This is a genomic window from Rhodococcus sp. FW305-130, assembly GCF_058788335.1.
The window spans coordinates 227,279-249,846 of record NZ_JBYTAP010000009.1; the positions used below are offsets into that span (position 1 = coordinate 227,279).

The window sequence follows — 22,568 nt, forward strand, 5'->3', positions numbered from 1 at the left end:
TCGGTCCATGAGATCCGCGCGGTTGCTCCAACTCATGCTGCGTTTGCAGGGGAGTCGCGGCGTTATCGCCGATCAGTTGGCCGAAGAGTTCGGCGTTTCGGTGCGGACGATCTACCGCGACGTGGCCTCGTTGTCGGCTGCCGGCGTGCCGATCTGGACCGAGAGCGGCCCCGGTGGTGGCATCCGTCTGCTCGACGGTTGGCAGTCCAAGCTGTCCGGCATGACGGACGACGAGACGTCCGCACTCATGCTGTTGGGCGTGCCGTCCATCGCTGCAGATCTCGGGCGATCTGACGCCGTCGGTTCGGCGGGGGCCAAACTGCTCCGCTCCCTGCCCGGTCCCCTGCGCGAGAGTGCACGACTGTGGCAGGACCGCATTCTCGTGGACGTTCCGGGTTGGTTCGGCGGCGTCGACGACATCTCTGCGCTTCCGATCGTCACATCCGCTGTGCTGGACTCGCGTCGACTGCGCTTCGTCTATCGCGATCGCGATCGGACGGTCGATCCGCTGGGTCTGGTCATCAAAGCCGGTGTTTGGTATCTGGTGGCGGGGATGAACGGTCGAACGCTGTCGTTTCGAGTCGGGCGCATCAAAAATGCCGTGGTAGAAGATGATTCGTTCACTCGGCCGGTGGATTTCGATCTGCCGTCGTGGTGGGCGGCGTCGATGGCCGAGTTCGACCGTTCGCTGCTTCGCTTCGAGTGTCGCGTGCGGTTGTCACCAGAGGGCAGGCGCCGGCTCCCCGATGTGGTGGGCGAGCTTGCCGCTGCCGTCGAAGTGGGGCCAGAGGACAACGACGGATGGGTGAATGCCGAGCTGAAACTCGAGAGCGAAGCTGTTGCGCTCTCGCAGTTGATCGGTTTGGGAGCGGACGTCGAAGCGCTCGAGCCACGGTCGTTGCGTGAAGGACTGCGCGCCGTGGCGGAGCAGATGGTGCTCCGCCACAACTCGCAGTGACTAGGCCGTTGCAGAACGCTTTGCGAGCAGGCGGGTGATACCCAGTTGAGCTGCGACGATGATGGCGCCGACCACCAGACCCAGTGCCGCCGACGCAAGTGTGTTGACGATCCACGCCAGTACCCCGCCGACTCCGGCGATGTCACTGACTGCTTCTTCGCCGTGATGAACAGCGTCGTAGAGCGGGTGGAAGCCCAGTTCGTCGATGCCGACCAACAAGATGTGGCCACCGACCCACAGCATCGCGGCGGTACCCACGACCGAGAGCACTGACATCACGTGAGGCATGCCGCGAACGAGGCCTCGGCCGACCTTGTGGGTGAAGCCAGACGACGTCTCGGCGATCTTCAATCCGATGTCGTCCATCTTCACGATCAGTCCGACGACGCCGTAGACGACTACGGTGATGACGACCGCCACGACGGCAAGGATCACCAACCGGCTCCAGAAACCTTCGCCCGCGATGGTGTTGAGGGCGATCACCATGATCTCGGCCGACAGGATCAGGTCGGTGCGGACGGCACCCGAAACCACTGCTTCTTCGTCGCGAGGATGCTCGTCGGCGGCCTCGTGGTGGTCACCGTGGCCGAAAATTGCACCCCAGATCTTGTGAACCGCTTCGTAGCTGAGGTAACAGCCGCCGACCATCAACAGTGGCGTCAGCAGCCAGGGGAGGAACTGACTCAGCAGCAGAGCGATCGGAAGAATGATCAGCAGCTTGTTGCGCAGCGATCCGATGGCGATGCGCTTGATGATGGGCAACTCGCGTTCGGCGGCGAGCCCACGGACGTACTGCGGCGTGACGGCTGCGTCGTCGATGACGACGCCTGCAGCTTTGGCGGTCGCCTTACCGGTTGCGGCGGCAACGTCGTCGATCGAGGCGGCAGCCATACGAGCCAGGGCTGCGACGTCGTCGAGCAGGGCGAAGAGTCCTCCGGCCATCACAGACCTCCAGTGGAATCAGTGGAAAAAGGTGGCCGGACCGATCCGGTGACGCAGTTACTTGATCGCACGAGGTCTCTATCCATGATGGTCGTTGGTGAGGTCAGGTCACCTGGAACGATACCGGGGTCATCCGTCAGGGACTGCGTCGCGCGGCCGGTCGCTCTTCGTCACGAAAGGTCTTCCCGACCCGGTGCTCGCGTGTAAGACTGCACAGAAGATCGATCGAAACGGGGCACTATGCGTGAACCAGACACTGCACAGGTCGCCAAGACTTTCGACGCAATGGCGGCGCACTACGACCGACAGATCGGGCGCTTCGAGCGCTTTGTGCTCGGTGACGCCCGGAAATGGGCTGTAGATCAGGCGCATGGGCGCGTGGTCGAAATTGCCGTGGGCACCGGGCTGAACCTGCCGCTCTACGGGGACGACGTCGACTACGTCATCGGCGTGGACATCTCGACTGCGATGCTCGATCAGGCCAGGGTCAAGGTCTCCGAGGGAGTGAAGACCGAAGTCGACCTACGACTCGGAGACGTGCAAGCACTCGATGTTCCTGACGAATGCGTGGACACATTGGTCTCCACCTACGCGTTCTGCACGATCCCCGATCCGGACCGAGTTGCCAGCGAAGCATTTCGAGTGCTGGTGCCTGGTGGTCGATTCGTGCTCGCTGAGCACGGGCCGAGCACCAACACGGTTGTACGGGCGCTGATGAAGGCCGTCGAACCGCTTTCTGTACGGTTCGGTGCCGATCACCTCACCCGCGAACCGGTCGGATACCTCGAAAACGCAGGCTTCCTGATCGACGAGGTGCAGCGCAGTGGACGGGGTGGAATCGTGTTCCGGGTCGTTGCGCGCAAGCCGGATCCCGAATGGACGGCACTCGGTCACTAGTGTCCGAGTGCCGTCCAGCGGTGATTGCTCAGCCCAAGCGCTCCAGGATGGTTGCGTTGGCCAGCCCACCTGCCTCACACATGGTTTGGAGTCCGTAGCGCGCGCCGCGCTGCTCCATCGCGTTGACCAGGGTGGTCATGATCCGCGTTCCGCTGCCACCTAGTGGGTGGCCGAGCGCGATGGCGCCGCCGTGGACGTTCACCTTGGACAGGTCGACGCCGGTGTCCGCTGCCCACGAGAGGACGACGGGGGCAAAGGCCTCGTTGACCTCGAACAGATCGATGTCCGAGATCGTCAAACCCGCACGGGCCAAGACCTTCTCGGTGGCCGGGATGACCGCCGTGAGCATGTACAGCGGATCGTCGCCGGCGACAGCGAAGCTGTGCAGCCGTGCCTTCGGGGTGAGGCCGAGTTTCGCGGCGATCTCACTGGTCGTGATCATCACCGCCGAACTGCCGTCCGAAAGCGGGCTGCTGTTGCCCGCGGTGATGGACCAGTCGATCTGTGGGAATCGCTGGGCGTAGTAGTCGGATTCGAAGGCGGTCCGTAGGCCGGCAAGGGTCTCGACCGTGGTACCGGGGCGGATGGCCTCGTCGACCGACAGCTGCGGGAGCGTGGCGAGTTCCTTGGTGAAGTAACCACTCTCGGTTGCCAGCGCGGCTTTCCGATGACTCGACGCCGAGAATTCGTCGAGTTGGGTGCGGCTCAGTCCCCACTTGGCAGCGATCAATTCGGCGCTGATGCCCTGCGGTACCAGACCGTCCGGATAGCGCTCTTCGAAACCTACACCGAGTGACTCGCGCCCGACGCTGCTCGAGCCCATCGGCACTCGGCTCATCGACTCGACTCCGGCAGCAACAACGATGTCGTACGCACCGGCAATAACGCCCTGAGCAGCAAAATGAACTGCTTGTTGGCTACTTCCACACTGGCGATCGACGGTGGTTCCCGGTACCGACTCGGGGTAGCCGCCGGCGAGAAGGGCTGTGCGAGTGACATTCTGGCTCTGTTCACCGACTTGACTGACCGCGCCGCCGATGACGTCGTCGATCAGCGCGGCATCGATCCCGGTGCGCTCGACTACCACTTTGAGGCTGTGGGCGAGGAGGTCGACGGCGTTGATGCCGTGCAGGGCGCCGTTCGCCTTTCCCTTGCCGATCGGAGTGCGAACGGCTTCGACGATAACTGCGTCTCTCATGACAAATTCCTTTCAGGGATGGCGGATTCAGCAGGGACAACTGGGGTGGGTGTGGTTGAAGGCGTCATTCCCAGCGATGCCAGGGCAGACACAAGCGCGACGGCAAAGATCACCCACCAGGCCTGGCGGAAGGTGTCGGGGTCGACGGAGGAGCCGAGAACCGCGATCAGAACACTCACGCCGAGAACGGTTCCGATCTGTCGGCTCATGCTGACGATTGCGCTACCGGTGGCCGATCTGGCAGGTGCAAGATCCGCCGTGGCCTGCGACAGAATGGTCGGCAGGGCAAGGCCGACACCGATTCCGGCGATGATCCAGCCCGGCAGGAGTCCGGTCGCGTAGTTGGGCGTCGAATCAACCGAGACGAGTACCAATACCGTTCCGACGGCCCACAGAAGGCTGCCGAGTGCGGCGACGCGTCCCGCCGAGTACTTGCGCGAAAGCGATCCACCGGCGATCGCGAACAGCGGAACCAGAAGCGGACCCGGCGAGACGGCGAAGCCGGTGCGCAATGCCGAGTATCCCCAAACTTCTTGCAGCCAGAGGATGTTCGAGAGCAGTCCGGCAGCAAATGCCGCGCTGAACAGGATGGCGGTGACGTTGGACCAGGCAAAGGAGCGGATCTTCAGAAGGTCGGGAGCAATCAACGGAGTGCGATGGCGAGAGTTGCTCCACCAGAACGAAAGTAGGGTCGCGACGGCGACGGCGAAGGCGATCAGAACGCGGTTGTCGGTCCATCCCCAATCAGGTCCCTGGACGAGTGCCAGCGCGAGAGAGCCGATTCCGACTGTGAGGAGGGCGGCGCCGACGAAGTCGATCCCGGCATCGGAGTCCTTGTGTGTTGTATCCGGGACGAGTCGGACTGCGAAGTAGAGCAATACGATCCCGACTGGAACATTGATCAGGAAGACCCAGCGCCACGACGCCTCGACGAGAATGCCGCCCACGACGGGGCCGAATGCCGCAGCGGCCGCGCCGGCTGCCGCCCAGATGCGTACGCCGGATTGACGTTTCGCAGCCGGGAGTGCGCTGATCAGGAGGCCGAGGCTGGCCGGGGTGAGCGCTGCGGCGCCGACTGCCTGAACGATGCGGAATGCCACCAGTGCCCACAATGACGGACTGAAAGCGCAGGCGGCGCTGGCGAGGGTGAATAGTGCGAGGCCGGCGATGAAGGCGCGCTTGTGCCCGATCCGGTCCGCCCAGCGTCCGAGGGGGATCAAAAGTGCGGCGTAGACGATCGCGTAGCTGTTGAGGATCCAACTGAACTCGCCTAGTGAGTGGCCCGGGTAGCTCTTGGCGATGTCGCCGAAGGCCACGTTGACCACAAAAAGATCGAGGCTGGCGACAAACGGCGCTCCCGACAGAATTGCGAGGAGCGGCCCAGTCCGCACGGGCTGGCTATGAAGTTCCATAGTCAGCAATCTAGACTCTGGCTATGGCTATGGCAAGCCAGGGGGTATGGTGAATTGCATGGACGCTGTACGACTGACCGGAGTGCTCGAAGATCGCGACGCCTGGCGGGCCACGCACTGTTCGATCGGGCGGGCGATGGAAGTGGTCGGCACCCGGTCCGCGATGCTCATTCTGCGAGAGGCCTATTACGGCACAACGCGTTTCGACGACTTCGCGTCGCGAGTCGGCATCACCGAGGCGGTTGCGTCGGCAAGGCTGAAAGAGCTCACTGAGGCGGGACTGTTCGAGCGTGTGCCGTACAAGGAGCCTGGAAAGCGGACGCGGCACGAGTACGTGCTCACCGAGAAGGGTCGTGACCTGCTGCCGGCGGTTCTTGCGCTGATGCAGTGGGGAGACAAGTATCTGCACGGCGGAAAAGGCGGACCGTTGGAGGTGGCTGACGACGCTACTGGTGAGCGTGTTCGTGTCGAGGTGCGCAGTGAGTCGGGCCGTGAAGTGCCTTTGGGGGAGTTGCGAGTCTCTGTCAATGAATCGCGTCGGCGGTTGCGCGAATAGCAATGCATCTCAACAGCTCTCGAGTGTAGGTCTTCTTGAAGTTGTCCGCTTTGCCTCTGGCTCTCGAAAGTATGTTCGATTAAACTTTCTGCATGGACAGTCGGGAAGCATGGCAACTGGATGGTGAGGACCTCAAGGGTGAGGTTCTCGATCTGGTGCGTGTCCGGCACGAGTTGCAATCGCGGATGGTGTTGCTGATCGTGGAGATGTTTGGCCGTGAGGTTCTCGGGGGGAAGGGTTTTCGGTCGATCGCGCAGTGGTTGCACGGGTCGACGAATCTGGAGATCGGTGAGTGTAGCCTGCTGGTCGGGTTGGCGCGGTTGTTGATGCTCGAACCCGTTGTCGCGGATGCGTTTCACCGGGGTGACGTGGATGGGTTGAAAGCGCGTCAGGTGGCGTCGTTTTGTCAGCATCCGCCGAAGAACATGACCCTGGCGGACGTGGACAAGGCCCGGGGGATTTTGTTGTCGTTGGCGTCGAAGAACATCGCGGACTGTGATGCGGTGCGGGCAGCGATCCGCCGAATCGAGAAGCAGTACGGCAAACGCGAGGACGGCGTCCCGGTCGGCGAGGATTCCGAACGTAACGAGTTCTACGCCTCGAAAGGCCTGTACGGCAGAGTGACGGTGAAGGGTGATCTGGATGCGGTCAACGGGGCCCGTCTGATCACGTTGTTGTCGAGTTTGTCGGCGCCGACGCCGGCGAAGGACGGTGTCAAGGACACGCGTACTCCGGCGCTACGGCGTGCGGACGGGTTTTGTGAATTGTTGCGCCGGTATGAGCGGGCGGGGTTGGGTCCGATCGAGGGCGGCGTGAAACCGCACATCACGGTGACCGCGTCCGCGAAAGACATGACGGACCTTAAAGTTCTGAAAGACCTCTTGCCGTCGACGGAGGAACTCGGGTTTGCGTGGACGGATTGGGTGGGCCCGATCAGCATCGACACCGCCCGGATGCTCGCCTGCGACTGCACCGTCACCCGGATCCTCCTGGATGAGAACGGTGTTCCGCTCGACTGCGGTAAGGAAGCGAGAACAGCAACGGTGCCGCAGCGGCGGGCTCTTGCGGTCCGGGATGGTGGGTGTGCGTTTCCGGGGTGCGGGACTCCGTCGGGGTGGTGCGATGCCCATCATATTGTTCACTGGAACGATGGTGGCCCAACAGATCTCGACAACCTGATCTTGTTGTGCGGTCATCACCACCGGACACTGCACCACACGGAGTGGCGGGTGGAGATCGGACCGGATCGAAAGACGATCTTCTATCCGCCGATGTCGATCGATCCGTATCAACAGCCGATCGGCGGGAACAGCCCACCGACAGCAGCCTGAAGTGAAACAACTCGAGACGCGAGCACCGGGGCACAACCATGCCCCGGTGCTCGAGCCCGCGTTTGGGAGTCTGGGTGGTTGGCTGGGTGGCTGTGTGTCAGCTCAGCGACTTCTTGAACCCGACGTGGGAGGCGACAAATCCGAGTCGCTCGTAGAAGTCGTGGGCTTCCTTGCGAGTTTGATCCGAGGTGAGCTGCGCCAGGAACGCGCCGCGCCGGGCACCTTCTTCGCAGGCCCAACGGATCATCGAACTGCCGATGCCCTTGCTCCGGTAATCCTCGTGGACGCGAACAGCTTCGATCTGCAGTCGTGTCGCCCCCATTCGGCTCATACCCGGAATGAAGGTCAATTGCATGGTGCCGATTACCGCGTCACCGACCAGAACGGTGACGAGGAGTTGCGCCGGATCCTCGTCGATTCGCTTGAATGCGTCCTCGTAGATCGTTCGGGCCTCGGGATTGGTCGTCTCCCGGGTGCTCCCGATCGGGTCGTCGGCGAGCAAGTCGATCAGTGCTTCCACGTGTCGAATCTCGGCCCGCGTGAGGGTGTACTCCACTCCGCCGGACTGAAATGACGTCGCAATCATCGATGCTCTCCTGAAGAAGAATGAATGTCTGAAATGTCAGACTCTCACGAGTCTCCTCCAGTGCACTCGATCACGTCCAAAAACGCATGAGGGCGTTACCGAGCATGGCGTAGTAGTCGGACACACCGCTCAGTTCGAAGATCCAGTAGATCGCATCGAAGAAGACGACATTGATCTGCGGGACGAACAGGAGCGCAACCAGCAGGAGCAGTCCGTACGGCTTGAACTGGTCGAGTTGGTGTCGTGTGTTGGGCGCGAGGTAGGGCTCCAGCGCGTTGTAACCGTCGAGACCGGGGACTGGAAGTAGGTTCAAAACTGTTGCCATGACCTGCAAGAAGGCCAGGAAACTGAGGCCGGCCCAGAACGTCAGATGCTCGGCCGATGAGCCGTACGTACGTATGACGACGAGGAGAATTACCGCGGCGACGGCGTTCGTGAACGGACCGGCGAGCGATATTCGCGCCTGCACCTTGGGCGGGAACATCCCGGTGCGCAGGTACACGGCGCCGCCGGGAAGCCCGATGCCGCCCAATGCGATGAACAGCACCGGCAGACCGATCGAGAGCATCGGATGGCTGTACTTGAGCGGGTTGAGCGTCAGATAACCACGAGCCTCGACGTCGGTGTCTCCGTGACGCCACGCCAGATATGCATGGGCGAACTCGTGCAAGCACAGCGTGACCACCCAGCCTGCGACCACGAGGACAAAAACACCCGCACGGCCCGCGATGGAACCCCACGTCGAGTTCCAGGCGACAACTCCGGCGATGACGGTGATCGCAACTACGCCCAGGAAGACAGGGCTCGGACGAACCGCCGACCGTGCTGCTCCGGTTCTCACCTGACCAACAACCAAGTCTTGTCGTGCCGGTAGAAGGTCGAACGCTTGAGATCGCGTGGGTTGGGCACGCCGTCGCGAACCAGACGCGCTGCCGGCGAGCCCAGCTGAATGGCTCGGCCTTCCAGCCAGCGTCGCCCGCCCCAGCGGCTCTTGCGGTCGACCGATGCCTTGATCCCGGGGAGCTTGGGGCTCGGCACTATCCGGATGCCGGGGACTGTGCCGGAGAACAGCTTGTTGTCGTCGACGTACGCCTCGCCGATCAGTTCGGCGGCATCGGCCGGACCCGTGACAGTTGCCGCACCGACCAGCGCGATTCCGGCGTCGTCGCGGATGAGCGGCACGGTGTGGACTGTGCCCTTCAACGCCGTGCGCGCAGCCCGGGCACCCGTTGCGAGTTTGTACGCGTCGGTTGCGTCGGACCTGTTCTCGGTGACGTAGGCGAGTTCGACGTTGAGTCGCTCCAGTCGCATCAACCGTGTCAATGCCGCGGCAAACGCGCCGTCGTTACCCACGACGATCAAGCGAGGCTCCGTGACGACCTGCAGTTGGGACAGGGCCTCGTCGAAGTCCTGCTTCTCCGGAAGTTCAGGGACAGTGAACGACGTGAGTTCACCAAGGGGGAGTGGAACCGGCGAATCGCCACATTTGAGCACCACAGGGGTCAAAGCCACTCCTAGCTCGATCAAGACTTCTTCTCGGGTAGTGGGACCTCGCCACCCTTCCCCGAAATGGCCGTCCGAATCACTGCCGACGATCTTAGTGCGAGTCTCTGTGTCGACTCGCAATCGTGATGGTCACCGGCCAAATTCTGGACCGTCAGGTCTGGTCTGGTGCTCTGGGCTAGACTGCTCCTTCGGTCACTGCAACAGTTCGGCGCTGCATCATGTGCGCGGAAGCCAGGCAGTACCAATGCGGCGGGACAACTGCTGCACGTCGACCGTAGGAGACAACGTCATGCCGGCAATCGTCCTGATCGGCGCCCAGTGGGGCGACGAAGGTAAGGGCAAAGCTACAGATCTACTGGGCGAGCAGCTTCAGTGGGTCGTGCGATACCAGGGCGGTAACAACGCCGGACACACCGTGGTTCTGCCGAACGGTGACAAGTTCGCACTGCACCTCATCCCGTCCGGAATCCTCACCCCCGCCGTCAACAACGTCATCGGTAACGGTGTCGTCGTCGACCCGGGTGTGTTGCTGACCGAATTGGCAGGCTTGGAAGAGCGCGGTGTGGACACGTCCCGCCTGCTGCTCTCTGCTGATGCGCACCTGATCATGCCGTACCACGTGGCCATCGACAAGGTCACCGAACGCTTCCTGGGAGCGAAGAAGATCGGCACGACCGGCCGCGGTATCGGCCCGTGCTACCAGGACAAGATCGCCCGTGTCGGTGTCCGTGCTGCGGACGTCCTGGACGAGAAGATCCTGACCCAGAAGGTCGAAGCGGCACTCGAATTCAAGAATCAGGTGCTGGTCAAGATCTACAACCGCAAGGCACTCGACCCGCAGCAAGTCGTCGAAGAGGTACTGACGCAGGCCGAGGGTTTCAAGCACCGCATCTCGGACACGCGCCTGGAGCTCAACCTCGCCCTCGAGCGCGGCGAGACCGTCTTGCTCGAAGGTTCGCAGGGCACTCTGCTGGACGTCGACCACGGCACGTACCCGTACGTGACCTCGTCCAACCCCACCTCGGGTGGTGCGGCGGTCGGTTCGGGCATCGGTCCCACCAAGATCACCACGGTGCTCGGAATCCTTAAGGCGTACACGACGCGTGTCGGTTCCGGTCCGTTCCCGACGGAGCTGTTCGACGATCACGGCGCATACCTGGCGAAGCAGGGCGGCGAGGTCGGTGTCACCACCGGACGCGCTCGTCGTACGGGATGGTTCGACGCTGTCATCGCGCGTTACGCGACGCGCGTCAACGGCATCACCGACTACTTCCTCACCAAGCTGGACGTGTTGAGCAGCCTCGACACCGTGCCGATCTGTGTCGCGTACGAGGTGGACGGTGTCCGCCACGACGAAATGCCGATGTCGCAGAGCGACATTCACCACGCCAAGCCCATCTACGAAGAGATGCCTGGCTGGTGGGAGGACATCTCGGAGGCTCGCACCTTCGAGGAACTGCCGCAGAATGCGCAGAACTACGTGCTTCGGCTCGAAGAGCTCTCGGGTGCGTTCATCTCCTGCATCGGTGTCGGTCCCGGCCGCGACGAGACGATCGTCCGGCGCGAGATCGTCCGCTAGTTCGTTCCTTCGAAATCCCCGCTCCTGCAAGCAGGAGCGGGGATTCGTGTTTCAAGCCAGCTTCGACAAGTGCGCGGTGACGGTCTTCCAGTCGGGAAACTCGGTGCTGCCGAACTTGATCCACTCGCCCTCGAAACGATCTGCGCCGTTTGCTCCGCGGTCGTCGACAAGGTAATCGCCTCGATTGAGGTGCTTGTGGTGCGAGAGGATCAGACGTTTGTACGCGACGCTGCCCTCCTCCATGCCGAGGTGCTCTTGGACCCACAGAACCTTGTCGTGCCAGGCTGTGGCGTTCTTCCACGGCGCTGTCGAGAGGATGTAGGTGTCGAACTGCTGCGCCAGTTGGTGGTAGGCGTCGATAGCACCGTCGAGAGGATCCATGCGAGAGAAGATGTGTGGCGCTTCGTCGAGGTCGTTCTTGTATTTCTCCCGGACGCCGTCGGTCAGGCGATCGATGCCCGACTGGAAGTTGACCAAGGTGTTGTCGAGATCGATGTAGAGGATCTTTTTGGAAGCCGGCATGCAATCCCTCTCTGGAGACTTTCTGAGTGCGAAAAGAGTCCAGTTTTACGCAACTGGACTGAGATCAGTGAATTCTTCCCCCTGATCACAATCGCACGGGGGTCTGACAGCGTCGTTTTCGCGGTCTGAAGTCTTGTCGTGGAAGATGCCGCCGAGGGGTGCTGCCAGGCGAAACTGCTCCAAACGAATGTATGTACCTTCACCTTCAGCGGGCGCGAAGAAGTAGATGAGTGCCACGAAGAGTCCGATGCCGATCAGGGTTGCGAAGGTAGTCATGGACATATGATCAACTCGACTGGTATTGAGTTACATAGCCAAGTTGTCGATACTGGACTGCATGATGACTCGAGTTCTCGGTGCCCGTTCGCTCGCGCGCGATCTGGGGTCCTGGCAGGAAGAGTCTGGGCGCAGGCCCGCGTACCGTGCGCTTGCCGACGGTATCCGCCTGCTCGTGCACGACGGTCGCGTTCCGCTGGGGGTCGCACTGCCGAGTGAGCGTGAACTCGCGGCGGTGCTCGAACTCAGTCGGACCACGATCACGTCGTCGTACTCGGTGCTGCGAGACGAGGGGTATCTGATCAGCCGGCAGGGTTCGCGAAGCACCGTGGCTTTGCCCGCCGGCGCGCGGCCGAACGGGTTGATGTTCCGCTCCCATCAACCGGGGCCGAGTGGGCCCGTCGTCGACCTCAGTTACGCGGCGATGGCAGCTCCCGCCGCCCAGGTCGAACTGGCGTATGCGTCTGCGCTGCAGGAACTTCCGAACTTCCTGCCCACGCACGGGATGGAACCGGTCGGGATCGCCGACTTGCGTGACGTGATCGCGCAGCGCTACACGGCGCGGGGTCTACCCACCACCGCCGAACAGATCATGGTGACCTCGGGTGCGCAGCACGCGCTTCGATTGTTGCTGTCGGTGCTCACCTCACCCGGCGAGCGAGTGCTGGTCGATCATCCGACGTACCCCAATGCGCTGGAAGCGATTCGGCGAAACGGTGCTCGGCCCGTGCCGGTTCCGGTCCGACCGGAGTTCGCGGCGGCCGGAGCCTGGGATCTCGACGGGATTCGAAGTGCAGCAAGGCAAACCGCTGCCAGAATGGCATACCTGATTCCCGACTTTCACAACCCGACCGGCCTCTGCATGGACTCTTCCGGCCGCGCCGAGCTTGCGAAGATTGCGCACGAAACGCGAATGACTCTGGTCGTCGACGAGACGATGGTGGACCTGTGGCTCGACGCACCGCCGCCGGCGCCGGTCGCCTCACATGGGCGAGGCGCGGCGAAAACCGAAGTGGTGACGCTCGGTTCGACCGCGAAGTCGCTGTGGGGCGGGCTACGTGTCGGTTGGATTCGCGCCGATGCCGCGCTCATCACCCAGTTGGTGGGGGCGCGTGCCGCGGTCGACCTCGGTACTCCCGTCATGGATCAGTTGGCAGCCGCTTACTTGCTCGCCGACGACCGCTCGTTGCTCGAACAGCGTCGCGAAGTGCTGCGAGAACAGCGTGCGGTACTCCTCGGTGCAGTGGCAGAGCATCTGCCCGACTGGCGTCCCACCATCGGCTCCGGTGGAATGTCGGTCTGGATGCGAATGTCCGCGCCAGTCTCGACGGCGTTGGCGGCGGTGGCACCCAACTTCGGTGTACTCCTTGCCGCCGGCCCCCGTTTCGGCGTCGAAGGTGCGTTCGAACGATTCATCCGCGTGCCGTACGCACGTTCTCCCGAGGACCTCATTCGCGGCGTCGCGTCCATCGCCGCTGCGTACGACACCCTCGCGACGGATCGCGACACGGCAGACCAACGAATGGTCGTCGTCTGAGAACTGGGTACACACCCTGAAAGTGGTGTGAAACCAGGAGGTAGGGCATGACGGCGGTAGACGGTACAGGCGCAGCGGGAACAAGTGCGGCGGACGCGCTCGCAGAACGATTGTTCGCGGCCACGCTCGGGGCGTCGGAGCTGCAGGCTGTGTATCTGGGCGACCGGCTGGGCTGGTACCGCGCGCTGAGCGATCACGGCCCGCTCACGTCGACGGAGCTGGCGGACCGGACAGGGACCGTCGAAAGGTATGCGCGGGAGTGGCTCGAGCAGCAGGCCGTCGCCGGTTATGTGGAGGTCAATTCGGATGCCGATCGCCGGTACAGCCTGCCGCAGGCCCACGCCGATGTTCTGGTCGACGACGAGAACCTGCTTTTCCTGGCGCCGTTGGCGAGGCTGTTCGTCGCGACAACGTCGTCGATGCCGCGTCTACTCGACGCTTATCGTCACGGCGGGGGAGTCACGTGGGAATCGATGGGCCCCGATGCTCGCGAGGGCCAGGCGCTGCTGAACCGGCCGATGTATCTCCAGCAGCTCTGTCAGCAGTTCCTGCCGGTAGTCACCGACCTGCACGCCATTCTTGTCGGCGGCGGGCAGGTCGCTGATCTCGGGATGGGGGAGGGCTGGTCGTCGATCGCGCTCGCCCTCGGATACCCGAAGATCGAAGTGCACGGCTTCGACGTCGACGCGGCATCGGTGAACGCTGCCCGTCGTAACGCCCACGATCGTGGGGTGGACGACCGAGTACATTTCTCGTTGGTCGACGTCGCCGGACAGGCTCCTGAGGCCGGGCGAGTCGATGCCGGGACCTACGATGCCGTCTTCGCTTTCGAGTGCCTTCACGACGTTCCGGATCCGGTGGGATTTCTGTCCACGGCTCGGGCGATTGCCCAGCCGGGCGCCCCGGTGATCGTCATGGACGAACGAACGGCAGATGTGTTCGATCCCGAGGCGGGTCCGATCGAGCAATTGCTGTACGGATTTTCGCTGACCTGCTGCTTACCGGACAGCCTGTCGCATCCGGGGAGCGTTGCCACCGGGACGGTGATGAGGCACTCGACACTCGAAAGCTATGCCAAGGCGGCCGGTTTCGAGCGGGTGGACGTGCTGCCGATCGAGCACGAGATGTTCAGGTTCTACAGGTTGGGCTGACGCCCCGTGCGTGGTTAGAGAGTCCTGAGGCTCCTTAACCGCGCACGGGGCCGAAGGCCCTAGGTCCAGACCGTGTCGATATCCGTCGCCTCACGCGCCGGCGCAGCGGGCGTCGCGGTGGGCGTGCGCGAGAAGCGCGGTGCGGGAGCATGCTGAGTGACGCCGTCGAGTTCGATGAGCGAACCGCGGGCCGCGATGTGTTCGTTGGACGGAGCCTCGGCGAAAGTCAGGACAGGGGAGACGCAGGCGTCGGTGCCGAGGAAGATCTTGGCCCACTCGTCGCGAGTCTTGGACAAGAACTTTTCGGTGAAGAGCGTCTTCATGTCGTCCCACTTGGACGTGTCCATCTGGTGAGGGAGCGTCGCGGGATCGAGTTCGAGGCCCTCGAGCAACAATGCGTAGAACTGCGGTTCGATGGATCCGACGGCCATGTACTTGCCGTCGGAGGTCTCGTAGGTGTCGTAGAACGGAGCGCCGGTGTCGAGGAGGTTGACGCCGCGCTCGTCGGACCAGACGCCGCGCCCGCGGAATGCCCACATCATGTGCGAGAGCGCGAGGGTTCCGTCGACCATCGCCGCGTCGACGACCTGGCCCTTACCGGACGTCGAGCGCTCGACGAGAGCCGACAGAATGCCGAAGATCAGGAACATGGAACCGCCGCCGAAATCGCCGACCATGTTGAGCGGCGGGACGGGGCGTTCACCCTTGCGTCCGATGGCGTTGAGGACACCGGTCAGTGAGATGTAGTTGATGTCGTGACCGGCGGCGTTGGCGAGCGGTCCTTCCTGTCCCCAGCCCGTCATACGGGCGTAAACGAGGCGCGGATTGCGCTCCGACACCACGTCGGGTCCGAGTCCCATGCGTTCCATGACGCCGGGGCGGAAGCCCTCGATGAGGACGTCGGCGCGGCCCAGGAGATCGAGAACCTTGGCGACGTCGACCGGATCCTTCAGGTTGGCCTCGACGATGCGGCGGCCGCGCTTGATCTGGTCGGTTGCGTTCGAGTCCTGCGGAATCTGCCCTGCGCGCTGCACGATGACGATGTCGGCGCCCATGTCCGCCAAAAGCGTCGCGGCGTGCGGGCCCGGTCCCAATCCAGCGAATTCCACGATCCGAATGCCCGCGAGCGGGCCCTTCTTCTCCACAGCTTCTGCAGACACACGCACTCCCAATTCAGACGGTGACAACACTCCTGACTCGACGGTAACGTGTCGAATCGGTCAGGTGTGCTCCGGGGCACTGTGTCCGCCGAGGGAGGCGCCGATCACTAGACGGCGGCACCCTCGAACTGAGCGTTGTAGAGACGGAAGTACGCGCCCGCCGCTGCGATGAGTTCGTCGTGTGTGCCCTGCTCGACGATCTTGCCCGCCTCCATCACGACGATCAGATCGGCGTTACGGATGGTGGAGAGCCGGTGCGCGATGATGAAGCTGGTGCGCCCGACGCGCAACGCGGACATTGCTTGCTGCACAAGCTGTTCCGTACGTGTGTCGACCGAGCTGGTCGCCTCGTCGAGAATCAGCAGCGACGGCTCCGACAGGAATGCTCGGGCAATCGTGATGAGCTGCTTCTCGCCGGAGCTGATGTTCGATGCCTCCTCGTCCAGCACGGTGTCGTACCCGTCCGGGAGCGTGTGGATGAAGCGGTCGACGAAGGCAGCGCGTGCGGCTTCGTGGATCTCGTATTCACTGGCGTCGAGCCGGCCGTACGCGATGTTGTCGCGGATCGTTCCGCCGAAGAGCCAGGTGTCCTGCAGGACCATGCCGACGTGCTTGCGCAAGTCGGAGCGGCGCATCTGCGAGATGTCGACGTCGTCGAGAGTGATTCGGCCCGAGTCGACTTCGTAGAAGCGCATGAGCAGGTTGACCAAGGTGGTCTTGCCGGCACCGGTGGGTCCGACGATGGCGACCATCTGCCCGGGCCGAGCCGTCAGGTACACGTTCTCGATCAACGGCTTGTCCGGCTCGTAGCGGAACGAGACGTTCTCGAACTCGATGTGTCCGACGTTGCGATGGCGTCCGGCAGGCTCGGGCATTAGTGGCACGTCGATGTCGGGCGACTGCTCAGGTTCGTCGAGAAGCTCGAAGACCCGCTCAGCCGACGCGGCTCCGGACTGCAGGCTCGTCGACATGGACGCGATCTGCGTGAGTGGTTGGCTGAACTGGCGCGAATAGACGATGAACGCCTGAACGTCACCGAGTGACATGTTGCCGCTGGCGACCTTGAGTGCGCCGACCACAGCGAGCAGCACGTAGGTGATGTTTCCGACGAAGTTCATGACCGGCATGATCAGGCTGGAGAGGAACTGTGCGCCGAAGGACGCGTCGAGGAGTTTCTTGTTCTGCTCGGCGAATTCACGCTCGGCTTCGGCCTGATGCCCGTACACGCGTACCAGGTCGCGACCGCTGTAGTTCTCTTCGATCTGTGCGTTGATCTTGCCCGTCTCGGTCCACTGAGCCTTGTACAACACCTGTGCACGCTTGGCGACCCTGGCAACGAGGAGCACCGATACCGGCACCGCGATCAGTGCGATCAGGGCGAGCATCGGAGAGATGACGAACATCATCGTCAGGACGCCGAGGACGGTGAGCACCGACGTCAGGAGCGAGGTCAACGTCGACGACAACGTCGACGAGATGTTGTCGATGTCGTTGGTGACGCGGCTGAGGATCTCGCCGCGAGGTGTCTTGTCGAAGTATGGAAGGGGGAGACGGTGAAGCTTCGCCTCGACCGAGGCACGCAGGTTGTAGATGGTCTTCTGGACGATGATGTTGAGGAGGAATGCTTCCAACCAGGCAAGTAGCGACGAGAGCAAGTACACGACGATCGCGAGCATGACGACTTTGCCGATGGCGTCGAAGTTCAGACCTACACCGGGAACGACGTCGGTCGAGTTGGCGACGAGGTCGGCGAACGTCGAATTTCCTGATGCGCGGATCGCCTCTGCTGCCTGATCGCGGGTCAGTCCGGCGGGCAGGCTCTTGCCGATGAACCCGGCGAAGATGAGGTCTGTCGCGTGACCGAGGATCTTCGGCACCGCGACGGAGAGCGCGATGCTGGCGATCGTCGCAACGACGACACAGACGACCGCAAACTTGTGTGGCTGCAGGAGCGAGAGAAGCCGCTTCATCGTCGCCTTGAAGTGGCGAGGTTTGGTGTCCGTCGCGGTCAGCGCGGGCTTCGGCTCTTTGTCGGGGTTCTCGGGGTTACTCGACTTCGCATCCCCGTCCGCGGATTCAGGTTCGCTCGGGATCTTGGCGAACACCACCGTCGGGGCATCGTCGAAGTACTGGCTGTTGGGGCTGCCCCACGTCGGGTCCTGCGGGCTGGTCATGCGCTCATCTCCGCGGGAATCTGGGAAGCCACGATCTCTTGGTACGTCGGACAGTTGGCCAGAAGGAACTGATGGTCGCCGAGACCGACCGGAGCGCCGTCTTCGAGGACCATGATCTGGTCGGCATCGATGATGGACGCGACGCGCTGCGCGACGATGATGACCGTCGAATGAGTCGAGACCGTGCGGAGTTCGCGTCGGACTGCGGCGTCGGTGTGCATGTCGAGTGCGGAGAACGAATCGTCGAAGACGAAGATCCGGGGTCTGCGGACCACAGCTCTGGCGATGGCGAGACGTTGTTTCTGTCCGCCCGAGAGATTGCCGCCGCCCTGGGCGATCGGAGACTCGAGACCGTCGGACAGTTCCCGGACGAAGTCGTCTGCCTGGGCGATGGTGAGGGCTGCCCAGATGTCGTCGTCGGTGGCGGTCGGGTTTCCGTAGCGGATGTTGCTCGCGATCGTGCCGGCGAACAGGTACGCCTTCTGGGGCACGTATCCGAAGTTGGCGAAGAGTTCGTCCTGATCCCAGCCACGCACGTCCAAGCCGTCGACCAAGACGGCGCCGGCCGTGACGTCGAACAGTCGGGGGATGAGTGAGACGAGGGTCGATTTGCCACTACCGGTACTGCCAACGATCGCGGTGACCGTTCCTGGCATGCATCGCATCGAGACATTCGACAGGACCGGCGTTTCAGCTCCCGGATACGTGAATCCGGCTCCACCGAACTCGACAACGCCGTAGGGGCTGGTCGGGCGAAGGGGCTGGGCCGGTGCGGGCACGGTCGGCTCGGTGTCGAGTACCTCGGTGATGCGGTCGGCACACACGGCCGCGCGGGGGATCACGACGGCCAACATGGTCGCCATGACCACGGACATCAGGATCTGCATGACGTAGGCGAGGAAGGCGCTGATCTGGCCGATCTGCATGTCTCCGGTATCGACCAGATGCGCGCCGAACCACAGCACCGCGACGCTCGACAGGTTGGCGATCAACATGACGGTGGGCAGCAGAACCGCCTGGTAGCGACCGATGAGGAGCGAGGTGTCGGTCAGTTCCTTGTTGGCTTTGTCGAAGCGGATCGTCTCGTCGGGTTCTCGAACGAAGGCGCGGATGACACGCATACCGGTGAGCTGTTCGCGCAGTGATCGATTGATGTTGTCGATCCGCGTCTGCATCGTCCGGAAATGCGGGATCAGCTTGGCCACCACGACCGAGACGGTGATGCCGAGCAGTGGTACCGAAATCGTCAGGAGCCAGGACATCTGCAGGTTCTCGCGCAGCGCCATGATGATGCCGCCGATACACATCAGTGGGGCGCTGACGAGCATCGAGGACGTCAGCATGACCAGGGCCTGGATCTGCAGGACGTCGTTGGTGTTCCGTGTGATCAGCGTCGGCGCACCGAAACTGTTGAATTCGCGATCAGAGAAGCTGCCGACGGCCTTGTAAAAGGCGCCTCGAACGTCGTGGCCGAAGCCCATCGACGATTTTGCCGCCAGATAGGTCGACGCGACCGACGCGATGATCGACGCAAGCGAGACCAGCAGCATGATCCCGCCGGTGGACATGATGAATCCGGTGTCGCCTCGGGCGACACCGTCGTCGATGATCCGAGCGTTGAGCGTGGGGAGGACTAACGACGCGATGGCCCCGAAGAGTTGAAGTGCGAGGACCCCGGCAAGCAACCAGCGGTACGGCGGCAGGTACGCCTTGAGGAGTTTTGCTAGCACGACGGTTCCCGGTGAGTTGCTTCGGTTGCCGCTCGTTCGCGATTGATCACAAGCACACGGTATGACAGATCGTGGTCGAGGTTGGCACCGACTCTGACGATTGCATCCATTTGTCCAAATCGAATGTGATGTCCAACACACTTGAATTCGATATTGGTTTCAGGTCACAGGGCCTGAACTGCTGGTTTACACATTGCTCCAATATGTCACGGTCCTTCTTGGATAGAAACAAACTGGACGTACGTATTTAGCTTGGCTACAAAGAGGCGGAGCGAACAAAACGTGCGCCGCGTCATAGATATTCATGCAAGGAGTCACACATGGGATCCCTCGGAAACCTTCTCAAGGCCAACGGCATGGGCTGGGGCATTCTCCAGCTTCTTCCCCTGGTCAACATGCTCAAGACCCTTCAGGGGCTGGACACCGCGAGCTCGAACTCCTGACGTTCGACCACAACAATTCTTCCGAAACAACACAGGAGTAGTCGCATGACCTCAATTCAGAATCTCGACGCCTTCCTCAAGAGCGTTCTCGCATTCGTGACCAAGTTGAACGCGGGATCGGCGGACGGCTCGGGTTCGGCTGGTTCCACTGCCGAGTAATTCTCGGTCCCCACTTCATTTCAACTGCATCCCGACATAAGGAGGCCCGACATGGGTTCATTCGAAGACTTCAGCGGCGTCGTCAAGACGTTCATTCCGGTACTCAAGGACCTGTTCACGGCACTCGGTGGTGGCTCGCTCACCCCGGGCACAGGATCGGCGGCTGACAAGTAAGTCCCGTTTGTCCGAAAGTGTGGCTCGCGGTTGTCTGCGGGCCACACTTTTTGCCTTTCAATTGTGAGCTAAATCACATTATAGGATATTTCGAACCGTCTATTTGGCCTCTGAACTGCAATTATGTCAGAAGGTGTTACCGACAGTTCAAGTTGGTAGCTATTCGGTAGCTAGACAAGTGTGGGCAGTCAGTCTATAAATGCAGGCAGCGCCAAGTTAGTGCGCTACATCACAGCTCGGGATGTTGTTCGGGGGGCGGTTCAGCCATCCGCGCGGCAGAAGTTCCCGAACCATCTCGGCCACCGCCTGCGGCCGGAATGGCGCTGGAACATCACACCACCTCACAAACAGGAGAACCTCCTATGTTCGGATCACTCAGCACCCTCGGACCCCTGCTCACCGCGCTCGGAGCTTTCCTCAAGTCCGTTCCCACCGAATCGCTGTCCGGCGAGGGCGAGGGCTCGTCCACCGGTTCACTCTCGGGTCTGTCCAGCGGATCCGCCGAGTAGTCATCCCTTCCGGCAGGTCCATTCGGCTCTGCCAATCGGATTGCATGCAGGTGCCCTCTGTCCACTGTCGTGGCCGGAGGGCACCCGCGTTTGCGGAGATTTTCGTAGTTGCCGTTTTGGCGTGTGAACACAGAACTGTGAGTGGCAGCACCTGCGTACGATGGTTCGACGACATCGGCATACGGTCACCGCGACGTCCGGTGCTCCCGAATTCAGAGGTAGCCGACCGCGAGGTGACGCATGGTAGGGACGAGTCGCTTTCTGCGCCTTCTCCTAGTGCTGGCCGTTGTACTTGCGGCTTCGTTGATCGGCATCCTCACGCGCCCACCAGGTTTGCTCGCGACATTCTGGTGCGCCAACGCCATTCTGCTGGGAATGATGGTCAGATGGCCGGTCCTGATCGAGTGGCCGACGTGGATCGCTGCGGCTGTCGGATACGTCTGCGCTGACCTGATCACCGGCAACTCGCTCTCGCTTGCGGTGCAGTTGAACGGGGCGAACCTCGCCGGAGTCACAGTCGGTGTTCTTGTTCTGTACTACTTGAAGCGCACACCGTTCCGATTGGTCGATTCGCAGTCGCTGGTGTGGATGGTCTTCGTCTCGTTCGTCGCGGCGACTGGTACCGCGGCCACTGCCGGCGCCTTGGACCGGCTCTTACGCGGTCAGTCCTTTACCGACACGTTCTTCCACTGGGGTGCCACCGAGGTCATGGCGTACCTGCTGGTCCTTCCTCTCATTCTCACTCTCACCATCCCGTCGAGCCTTGCCGAGTTCCGCAGCAAACTGACTGCCAAAACCGTCGCCGCTATGAGCGTTCCGCTACTCGCCACTGCAGCCTGCGTGCCGATCGCCCTCAGCATCGAAGGGCCGATCGCGCTGGTCCTTCCGATTCCGGCTCTCCTGTGGTGCGCCACTCGCATCTCGGTTCCGAGCACTGCCTTCGTTTCAGTGGTCTGGTCGGTGTGGTCACTCATGATGGCGGGAAGCGGTCGACTCGATATCGGAGATCAAGCTGCCTCGACGTGGAACGAGGACGTCATCACGTCCATTGCCGTCACGCTGATCGCGTTGGGGCCGATCGCGGTTGCCTGTGCGACCGAGGAACGTCGCGCTGCCGAGCGTGAGCTCTTCCTTGCTGTCGAATTCGACCATCTGACCGGGGTCCTCTCGCGTGGTGCGTTTCTCGGGCATGCGGAATCGGAGCTTGCCGCCGCGGCCCGCACACAATCCCCGGTCGGCCTGCTGATGCTCGACCTGGACCACTTCAAGAGCATCAACGACACGCATGGACATATGACCGGTGACAGCGTTCTCGCGAACTTCGCCGAACGGGCCGCTGACCGATTGTCGGACGGCGATCTGATCGGAAGGCTCGGCGGCGAGGAGTTCGCCATTCTGCTTCCGGACTGCAGCTACGCGCGAGCAGTCGATGTGGCCGAGGCGGTCCGCGGCGCGCAAGTCGAGTACTCGGCCGAATCAGAAGTGACGAGCACCGTCAGTGTCGGCGTCGCGTGGGTCGATCATGCGACGCCGACGTTGACCACCCTCATGAGCGTCGCGGACGAGGCTCTGTACGAAGCCAAGCGCGCCGGGCGCAACCTCGTGAAAGTGCGCCGGCTCGGCAACGATGCATTGCCGCAACGGAATTCCGAGCCGGATATGGCCACCCGCACCTATCGCAAACCTGACATACCACGAACGATCAGGCGGGGATTTGGCCGCGAAGGTGTGGTGGACGGCCGATAACCGCGCTGACCTGCATCGGGAT

22 protein-coding genes are annotated in these 22,568 nt (G+C 62.4%); 11 read left to right on the forward strand and 11 right to left on the reverse strand.

Features of this window, described 5'->3' with window-relative positions; translation table 11 throughout:
- Window positions 1–7: 7 nt before the first annotated feature.
- Window positions 8–958, forward strand: coding sequence for a helix-turn-helix transcriptional regulator (locus tag AC3WQS_RS26465; protein WP_197940711.1), 951 nt, complete (start codon window positions 8–10; stop codon window positions 956–958).
- Here AC3WQS_RS26465 and AC3WQS_RS26470 read toward each other — a convergent pair whose 3' ends face one another.
- Window positions 959–1,900, reverse strand: coding sequence for a DUF808 domain-containing protein (locus AC3WQS_RS26470; RefSeq protein WP_020968812.1), 942 nt, complete (start codon window positions 1,898–1,900; stop codon window positions 959–961).
- 240 nt (window positions 1,901–2,140) lie between these two features.
- On the opposite strand from AC3WQS_RS26470, the gene AC3WQS_RS26475 reads away from it, so the two are divergent.
- Window positions 2,141–2,797 carry a class I SAM-dependent methyltransferase gene (locus tag AC3WQS_RS26475; RefSeq protein WP_003944335.1) on the forward strand — a complete coding sequence of 219 codons (657 nt, stop codon included), beginning with the start codon at window positions 2,141–2,143 and terminating at the stop codon, window positions 2,795–2,797.
- Window positions 2,798–2,825: 28 nt separating this feature from the next.
- Here AC3WQS_RS26475 and AC3WQS_RS26480 read toward each other — a convergent pair whose 3' ends face one another.
- Window positions 2,826–3,995, reverse strand: coding sequence for a thiolase family protein (locus AC3WQS_RS26480; RefSeq protein ID WP_492712889.1), 1,170 nt, complete (start codon window positions 3,993–3,995; stop codon window positions 2,826–2,828).
- A complete protein-coding gene (locus AC3WQS_RS26485) occupies window positions 3,992–5,407 on the reverse strand; it encodes an MFS transporter (protein WP_113682307.1) in 1,416 nt (471 codons plus the stop codon). Before AC3WQS_RS26485 ends, AC3WQS_RS26480 begins: the two co-directional genes overlap by 4 nt.
- Window positions 5,408–5,465: 58 nt before the next feature.
- Between AC3WQS_RS26485 and AC3WQS_RS26490 the strand changes: the two genes are divergently transcribed.
- Window positions 5,466–5,963, forward strand: a complete 498-nt coding sequence (locus AC3WQS_RS26490; RefSeq protein ID WP_003944415.1) for a winged helix-turn-helix transcriptional regulator — start codon at window positions 5,466–5,468, stop codon at window positions 5,961–5,963.
- A 92-nt stretch (window positions 5,964–6,055) separates the two neighbouring features.
- Entirely contained in the window at window positions 6,056–7,294 is a 1,239-nt protein-coding gene (locus tag AC3WQS_RS26495) for an HNH endonuclease signature motif containing protein (RefSeq protein WP_492712888.1), read from the forward strand.
- A gap of 97 nt (window positions 7,295–7,391) precedes the next feature.
- Here AC3WQS_RS26495 and AC3WQS_RS26500 read toward each other — a convergent pair whose 3' ends face one another.
- From AC3WQS_RS26500 to AC3WQS_RS26510, 3 genes are all read right to left on the reverse strand, one after another.
- Window positions 7,392–7,880 (reverse strand): GNAT family N-acetyltransferase, encoded by a 489-nt coding sequence (locus AC3WQS_RS26500; RefSeq protein ID WP_007726792.1) that lies wholly within the window; start codon window positions 7,878–7,880, stop codon window positions 7,392–7,394.
- A 70-nt stretch (window positions 7,881–7,950) separates the two neighbouring features.
- Window positions 7,951–8,721, reverse strand: a complete 771-nt coding sequence (locus tag AC3WQS_RS26505; protein ID WP_019749468.1) for a site-2 protease family protein — start codon at window positions 8,719–8,721, stop codon at window positions 7,951–7,953.
- Window positions 8,718–9,392, reverse strand: a complete 675-nt coding sequence (locus AC3WQS_RS26510) for a hypothetical protein (protein ID WP_020968818.1) — start codon at window positions 9,390–9,392, stop codon at window positions 8,718–8,720. The genes AC3WQS_RS26505 and AC3WQS_RS26510 overlap by 4 nt, the downstream gene beginning before the upstream one ends.
- Before the next feature lie 283 nt (window positions 9,393–9,675).
- Here AC3WQS_RS26510 and AC3WQS_RS26515 point away from each other — a divergent pair, with 283 nt between their 5' ends.
- On the forward strand, window positions 9,676–10,965 hold the full coding sequence (locus AC3WQS_RS26515) for an adenylosuccinate synthase (RefSeq protein ID WP_003944351.1): 1,290 nt from the start codon (window positions 9,676–9,678) through the stop codon (window positions 10,963–10,965).
- A gap of 51 nt (window positions 10,966–11,016) precedes the next feature.
- On the opposite strand, the gene AC3WQS_RS26520 is transcribed toward AC3WQS_RS26515, so the two are convergent.
- Both AC3WQS_RS26520 and AC3WQS_RS26525 read right to left on the reverse strand, forming a co-directional pair.
- A complete protein-coding gene (locus tag AC3WQS_RS26520) occupies window positions 11,017–11,487 on the reverse strand; it encodes a 5' nucleotidase, NT5C type (RefSeq protein ID WP_019749470.1) in 471 nt (156 codons plus the stop codon).
- A 45-nt stretch (window positions 11,488–11,532) separates the two neighbouring features.
- Window positions 11,533–11,763 carry a hypothetical protein gene (locus tag AC3WQS_RS26525; RefSeq protein WP_046378147.1) on the reverse strand — a complete coding sequence of 77 codons (231 nt, stop codon included), beginning with the start codon at window positions 11,761–11,763 and terminating at the stop codon, window positions 11,533–11,535.
- Between the two features lie 61 nt (window positions 11,764–11,824).
- Between AC3WQS_RS26525 and yczR the strand changes: the two genes are divergently transcribed.
- Both yczR and AC3WQS_RS26535 read left to right on the forward strand, forming a co-directional pair.
- A complete protein-coding gene (yczR, locus tag AC3WQS_RS26530) occupies window positions 11,825–13,300 on the forward strand; it encodes a MocR-like transcription factor YczR (RefSeq protein ID WP_019749471.1) in 1,476 nt (491 codons plus the stop codon).
- A gap of 47 nt (window positions 13,301–13,347) precedes the next feature.
- Window positions 13,348–14,451 (forward strand): class I SAM-dependent methyltransferase, encoded by a 1,104-nt coding sequence (locus tag AC3WQS_RS26535; RefSeq protein ID WP_020906655.1) that lies wholly within the window; start codon window positions 13,348–13,350, stop codon window positions 14,449–14,451.
- A gap of 59 nt (window positions 14,452–14,510) precedes the next feature.
- Here the strand turns inward: AC3WQS_RS26535 and AC3WQS_RS26540 are convergent, their stop codons facing one another.
- From AC3WQS_RS26540 to AC3WQS_RS26550, 3 genes are all read right to left on the reverse strand, one after another.
- The gene (locus AC3WQS_RS26540) at window positions 14,511–15,611 is read right to left on the reverse strand and encodes a CaiB/BaiF CoA transferase family protein (RefSeq protein ID WP_211917962.1); all 1,101 of its coding nucleotides are present in this window, start codon (window positions 15,609–15,611) and stop codon (window positions 14,511–14,513) included.
- A 107-nt stretch (window positions 15,612–15,718) separates the two neighbouring features.
- Window positions 15,719–17,785, reverse strand: a complete 2,067-nt coding sequence (locus AC3WQS_RS26545) for an ABC transporter ATP-binding protein (RefSeq protein WP_019749474.1) — start codon at window positions 17,783–17,785, stop codon at window positions 15,719–15,721.
- Window positions 17,782–19,515: an ABC transporter ATP-binding protein gene (locus tag AC3WQS_RS26550; RefSeq protein WP_019749475.1), complete on the reverse strand. Its 1,734-nt coding sequence runs from the start codon at window positions 19,513–19,515 to the stop codon at window positions 17,782–17,784. The genes AC3WQS_RS26545 and AC3WQS_RS26550 overlap by 4 nt, the downstream gene beginning before the upstream one ends.
- A 320-nt stretch (window positions 19,516–19,835) precedes the next feature.
- Here AC3WQS_RS26550 and AC3WQS_RS26555 point away from each other — a divergent pair, with 320 nt between their 5' ends.
- The 4 genes from AC3WQS_RS26555 (at window position 19,836) to AC3WQS_RS26570 (ending at window position 22,546) form a co-directional block, all read left to right on the forward strand.
- The gene (locus tag AC3WQS_RS26555; protein WP_003944443.1) at window positions 19,836–19,958 is read left to right on the forward strand and encodes a hypothetical protein; all 123 of its coding nucleotides are present in this window, start codon (window positions 19,836–19,838) and stop codon (window positions 19,956–19,958) included.
- A gap of 210 nt (window positions 19,959–20,168) precedes the next feature.
- On the forward strand, window positions 20,169–20,291 hold the full coding sequence (locus AC3WQS_RS26560) for a hypothetical protein (RefSeq protein ID WP_019749478.1): 123 nt from the start codon (window positions 20,169–20,171) through the stop codon (window positions 20,289–20,291).
- A gap of 362 nt (window positions 20,292–20,653) precedes the next feature.
- A complete protein-coding gene (locus AC3WQS_RS26565) occupies window positions 20,654–20,800 on the forward strand; it encodes a hypothetical protein (RefSeq protein WP_003944356.1) in 147 nt (48 codons plus the stop codon).
- Between the two features lie 240 nt (window positions 20,801–21,040).
- A complete protein-coding gene (locus tag AC3WQS_RS26570; RefSeq protein ID WP_020906657.1) occupies window positions 21,041–22,546 on the forward strand; it encodes a GGDEF domain-containing protein in 1,506 nt (501 codons plus the stop codon).
- Window positions 22,547–22,568: the final 22 nt, after the last annotated feature.

Bases quoted from the DNA above. Each gene is read 5' to 3' on its own strand.
- AC3WQS_RS26490 (WP_003944415.1), top strand. From the start codon at position 5,466: ATGGACGCTGTACGACTGACCGGAGTGCTCGAAGATCGCGACGCCTGG.
- AC3WQS_RS26495 (WP_492712888.1), top strand. From the start codon at position 6,056: ATGGACAGTCGGGAAGCATGGCAACTGGATGGTGAGGACCTCAAGGGT.
- yczR (WP_019749471.1), top strand. From the start codon at position 11,825: ATGATGACTCGAGTTCTCGGTGCCCGTTCGCTCGCGCGCGATCTGGGG.
- AC3WQS_RS26475 (WP_003944335.1), top strand. From the start codon at position 2,141: ATGCGTGAACCAGACACTGCACAGGTCGCCAAGACTTTCGACGCAATG.
- AC3WQS_RS26520 (WP_019749470.1), bottom strand. From the start codon at position 11,487: ATGCCGGCTTCCAAAAAGATCCTCTACATCGATCTCGACAACACCTTG.
- AC3WQS_RS26470 (WP_020968812.1), bottom strand. From the start codon at position 1,900: ATGGCCGGAGGACTCTTCGCCCTGCTCGACGACGTCGCAGCCCTGGCT.
- AC3WQS_RS26485 (WP_113682307.1), bottom strand. From the start codon at position 5,407: ATGGAACTTCATAGCCAGCCCGTGCGGACTGGGCCGCTCCTCGCAATT.
- AC3WQS_RS26500 (WP_007726792.1), bottom strand. From the start codon at position 7,880: ATGATTGCGACGTCATTTCAGTCCGGCGGAGTGGAGTACACCCTCACG.
- AC3WQS_RS26480 (WP_492712889.1), bottom strand. From the start codon at position 3,995: ATGAGAGACGCAGTTATCGTCGAAGCCGTTCGCACTCCGATCGGCAAG.
- AC3WQS_RS26535 (WP_020906655.1), top strand. From the start codon at position 13,348: ATGACGGCGGTAGACGGTACAGGCGCAGCGGGAACAAGTGCGGCGGAC.
- AC3WQS_RS26555 (WP_003944443.1), top strand. From the start codon at position 19,836: ATGGGATCCCTCGGAAACCTTCTCAAGGCCAACGGCATGGGCTGGGGC.
- AC3WQS_RS26565 (WP_003944356.1), top strand. From the start codon at position 20,654: ATGTTCGGATCACTCAGCACCCTCGGACCCCTGCTCACCGCGCTCGGA.
- AC3WQS_RS26465 (WP_197940711.1), top strand. From the start codon at position 8: ATGAGATCCGCGCGGTTGCTCCAACTCATGCTGCGTTTGCAGGGGAGT.
- AC3WQS_RS26515 (WP_003944351.1), top strand. From the start codon at position 9,676: ATGCCGGCAATCGTCCTGATCGGCGCCCAGTGGGGCGACGAAGGTAAG.
- AC3WQS_RS26570 (WP_020906657.1), top strand. From the start codon at position 21,041: ATGGTAGGGACGAGTCGCTTTCTGCGCCTTCTCCTAGTGCTGGCCGTT.
- AC3WQS_RS26525 (WP_046378147.1), bottom strand. From the start codon at position 11,763: ATGACTACCTTCGCAACCCTGATCGGCATCGGACTCTTCGTGGCACTC.
- AC3WQS_RS26560 (WP_019749478.1), top strand. From the start codon at position 20,169: ATGGGTTCATTCGAAGACTTCAGCGGCGTCGTCAAGACGTTCATTCCG.
- AC3WQS_RS26545 (WP_019749474.1), bottom strand. From the start codon at position 17,785: ATGACCAGCCCGCAGGACCCGACGTGGGGCAGCCCCAACAGCCAGTAC.